The organism is Streptomyces sp. NPDC059455 (assembly GCF_042750115.1).
Lineage (GTDB): Bacteria > Actinomycetota > Actinomycetes > Streptomycetales > Streptomycetaceae > Streptomyces > Streptomyces endocoffeicus.
This window is the reverse complement of record NZ_JBHYVB010000184.1, coordinates 19,524-23,011: the sequence shown is the minus strand read 5'-3', so window position 1 is coordinate 23,011 and position 3,488 is coordinate 19,524. Positions and strand designations below refer to the sequence as shown.

Genomic DNA, 3,488 nt, shown 5'->3' with positions numbered 1-3,488 from the left:
TTTTTTTTAAAAAGACAACGGTCCAGGGGCGAGCTGCCGTCGATCGTCTGCGGCGCCATCGTGGCTGGTCGCGCCCACGCGGCGGAGCCGCACATCGACACAGCCCCGCGCCCTTCGGGGCGTCTTCCGTACCCCCCAGGGGTCCAGGGGCGGAGCCCCTGCCACGCGGCGGAGCCGCCTATCGGTGCTGCGGGAAGGGGCGGGGAGGGGAGGGGAACAGCCCGCCGCAGGCGCCAAGACCCGCCGGGCGCCCCCAGCGTGCTGGCGCGCCAAGGCGTCGGCGCCCGGCCGCTTGGCCGGAGGCTGACGCGCGGCTAGAACAGCGCCTGCTGGCCCGGGGTCGGGGGCTCCTCCTCGCCGAACAGTTTCGGCGGAGTGGTGAGCAGCGGCGCGATCCGCCGCGAGCCGGGGCAGGAGATCAGCTCGTACGCGGAGCGCCGCCCCGGCGGGTCATGGCGGGCGAAGCGCCCGCCGACGACCGCGATCTCTCGGGTGCAGACCGGGCAGGTGCGGCGGGGTGACGACGACATGGCTCCAGTGTCACCCAGCCCGCCGACAACGGCCCCGCGCAACGGCTCGTACCGACGCCCCGACGCCCGCCGCCCAGCCGCCCACCGGCCCAGCCGTGGCGACCCGGCAACCCGGTAATCCGGCCGGCCGGCCGCCCGCTCAGAACGCGTCCACCGGCTTGTACGCCCCCCACACCTCCCGCAGCGCGTCACAGACCTCGCCAACCGTGGCCCGCGCCGCGAGCGCGTCCTTCATCGGGTACAGCACATTGGCCGTGCCCGGCTCGCTCTCGGCGGCCTTCCGCAGGGACGACAGCGCCGCCCCCACCGCCGACCGGTCGCGTTCCGCTCGCAGCCGGGCGAGCCGGTCGCGCTGCCGGGCCTCGATCTCCGGGTCCACCCGCAGCGGCTCGTACGGCGCCTCCTCCGCCAGCTGGAAGCGGTTGACGCCGACCACCACCCGTGTCCCCGCGTCCGTCTCCTGGGCGATCCGGTAGGCGTTCCGCTCGATCTCCTCCTTCTGGAAGTTCCGCTCGATGGCGGCCACCGCACCGCCCAGGTCCTCGACCCGCCGCATCAGGTCGACGGCGGCCTCCTCGACGGCGTCGGTCAGCGACTCGACGGCGTAGGAGCCCGCGAAGGGGTCCACGGTGGCCGTCACATCGGTCTCGTGCGCCAGCACCTGCTGGGTGCGCAGCGCCAGCCGGGCCGAGGTGTCGGTCGGGAGCGCGATGGCCTCGTCGAAGGCGTTGGTGTGCAGCGACTGGGTGCCGCCGAAGACGGCGGCCAGGCCCTGCACGGCCACCCGCACCAGGTTCACCTCGGGCTGCTGGGCGGTGAGTTGGACGCCCGCGGTCTGCGTGTGGAAGCGCAGCATCTGGGACTTCGGATCGCGGGCGCCGAACTCCTCCCGCATCACCCGCGCCCAGATCCGCCGCGCGGCCCGGAACTTGGCGACCTCCTCCAGCAGCGTGGTGCGGGAGACGAAGAAGAAGGAGAGGCGGGGCGCGAAGTCGTCGATGTCCATCCCCGCGGCGACGGCCGTACGGATGTACTCGATGCCGTCGGCGAGGGTGAAGGCGATCTCCTGCGCGGGCGAGGCCCCGGCCTCCGCCATGTGGTAGCCGGAGATCGAGATGGTGTTCCACTTGGGCAGCTCGGCCTTGCAGTACTTGAAGATGTCCGCGACCAGCCGCAGCGAGGGGGCGGGCGGAAAGATGTAGGTGCCGCGGGCGATGTACTCCTTGAGGATGTCGTTCTGGATGGTGCCGGTCAGCCGGGCCCCGGACACGCCCTGCTCCTCGGCCACGAGTTGATGGAGGAGCAGCAGCAGGGCCGCGGGCGCGTTGATGGTCATGGAGGTCGAGACCCGGTCCAGCGGAATGCCGCCCAGCAGCACCCGCATGTCCTCGACCGAGTCGATGGCCACGCCCACCCTGCCGACCTCGCCGTGCGCGAGGGGCGCGTCGGAGTCGTAGCCCATCTGGGTCGGCAGGTCGAAGGCCACCGACAGCCCGGTGGTGCCGTGCTCGATCAACTGCCGGTAGCGGGCGTTGGACTCGGCGGCGGTGCCGAACCCCGCGTACTGCCGCATCGTCCAGGGGCGGCCGGTGTACATCGTCGGATGGACCCCGCGCGTGAAGGGGTACTCCCCCGGCTCGCCCAGCCGCCCGGCCGGGTCCCAGCCGCTGAGCGTGCCGGGCCCGTACACCGGCTCGACGGGGAATCCCGACTCCGACTCGCGCGCCATGGGTCACGCCTCCTGATGGCTGATACCGGGCGTTCTCCCGGTACGGGGCCCTGTTCACAGCATGCGTCGATGTTCGCCCCACGGCAGCCCCGGGAAGCATTCAGAGCAAAAAGATCAGGGGAGGGGTTCGGATGCACCGGACAGCGGTGGTCGGCACCGCGCTGGCCACGGCCACGGCGGCGGCACTGGTCGCCGGGTGCCGGCCGGGAGAGGCGACCGTGAACGGCCAGGGGCAGGAACGGCCCCCGGCCCGGGCGAGTACGAGCGCACCCGCGCGCGAGACACCGCCCCGGCCGCAGCGCACATACACCCACAAGGCCAAGCCCAAGCGGGTGGCGGCGCGCCCGCCACGCACCACGGCCCCCGCCGTGCCGCGGCGCACCGCACCGAGGGTGGCCCCGCCGGTGATCCCCCTCGGCAGCAGCGGGGACCGGGTGCGCGAGCTCCAGGCCCGGCTGCGCGCGCTCGGCCTCTTCCACCGGAACCCGACCGGGTACTTCGGCACGATCACACAGGCGTCGGTCAGCGCGTACCAGCGGGGCCACGGCCTCACGGCCACCGGCTCGGTGAGCCGGCGCACCTGGACCTCACTGCGCTCGGCGACGAAGCCGCCCACCCGCGACGAGCTCTACCCGCCGACCACCCTTCCGCTGGCCAAGCCGGACCCGCGGTGCCTGACCGGCCGGGTGCTGTGCATCAGCAAGACCAGCCGCACCCTGGCCTGGATGGTCAACGGCCGGGTGGTGTCGGCGATGGATGTGCGCTTCGGCTCGGAGTACACCCCGACCCGGGAGGGGCTGTTCCAGGTCAACTTCAAGAGCCGGGACCACGTCTCGACGATCTATCACACGCCGATGCCCTACGCGATGTTCTTCAGCGGCGGCCAGGCGGTGCACTACTCCTCGGACTTCGCCGCCCGCGGCTACAGCGGCGCCTCACACGGCTGTGTGAACGTCCGGGACAAGAAGAAGATCGCCGCGCTCTTCGGGAAGGTGAAGGCGGGCGACAAGGTCGTGGTCTACAAGTAGCCCTATCGCTCTGGGGTGCTGGGGTCTTCCGGCGAGTGAGCCGAAGGGGCGCGTCGCTGTCGAAAGGGAGAGCGCGCGCAGGGAGCGAGGAACGAGCGACCGAGCACGGTCGACCGTCGACAGCGACTTTTGCGCCCCGGAGGCGAACCGAGCCCCTCAAAAAGAGAGGGGCGGCGCGGGCAGAGCCGGGGGAACGTGCTC

Annotated in this window: 3 protein-coding genes; 1 reads left to right on the top strand and 2 read right to left on the bottom strand. The window is 72.3% G+C overall.

The window, feature by feature from the left end:
* Positions 1-314: 314 nt before the first annotated feature.
* Positions 315-530 carry a hypothetical protein gene (locus ACFXB5_RS41695; protein ID WP_037953453.1) on the bottom strand — a complete coding sequence of 72 codons (216 nt, stop codon included), beginning with the start codon at positions 528-530 and terminating at the stop codon, positions 315-317.
* Between the two features lie 139 nt (positions 531-669).
* Entirely contained in the window at positions 670-2,259 is a 1,590-nt protein-coding gene (locus ACFXB5_RS41690; RefSeq protein WP_385218662.1) for a methylmalonyl-CoA mutase, read from the bottom strand.
* Positions 2,260-2,390: 131 nt separating this feature from the next.
* On the opposite strand from ACFXB5_RS41690, the gene ACFXB5_RS41685 reads away from it, so the two are divergent.
* Positions 2,391-3,287 carry a L,D-transpeptidase family protein gene (locus tag ACFXB5_RS41685; RefSeq protein ID WP_385218660.1) on the top strand — a complete coding sequence of 299 codons (897 nt, stop codon included), beginning with the start codon at positions 2,391-2,393 and terminating at the stop codon, positions 3,285-3,287.
* Positions 3,288-3,488: the final 201 nt, after the last annotated feature.

Bases quoted from the DNA above. Each gene is read 5' to 3' on its own strand.
- ACFXB5_RS41695 (WP_037953453.1), bottom strand. From the start codon at position 530: ATGTCGTCGTCACCCCGCCGCACCTGCCCGGTCTGCACCCGAGAGATC.
- ACFXB5_RS41690 (WP_385218662.1), bottom strand. From the start codon at position 2,259: ATGGCGCGCGAGTCGGAGTCGGGATTCCCCGTCGAGCCGGTGTACGGG.
- ACFXB5_RS41685 (WP_385218660.1), top strand. From the start codon at position 2,391: ATGCACCGGACAGCGGTGGTCGGCACCGCGCTGGCCACGGCCACGGCG.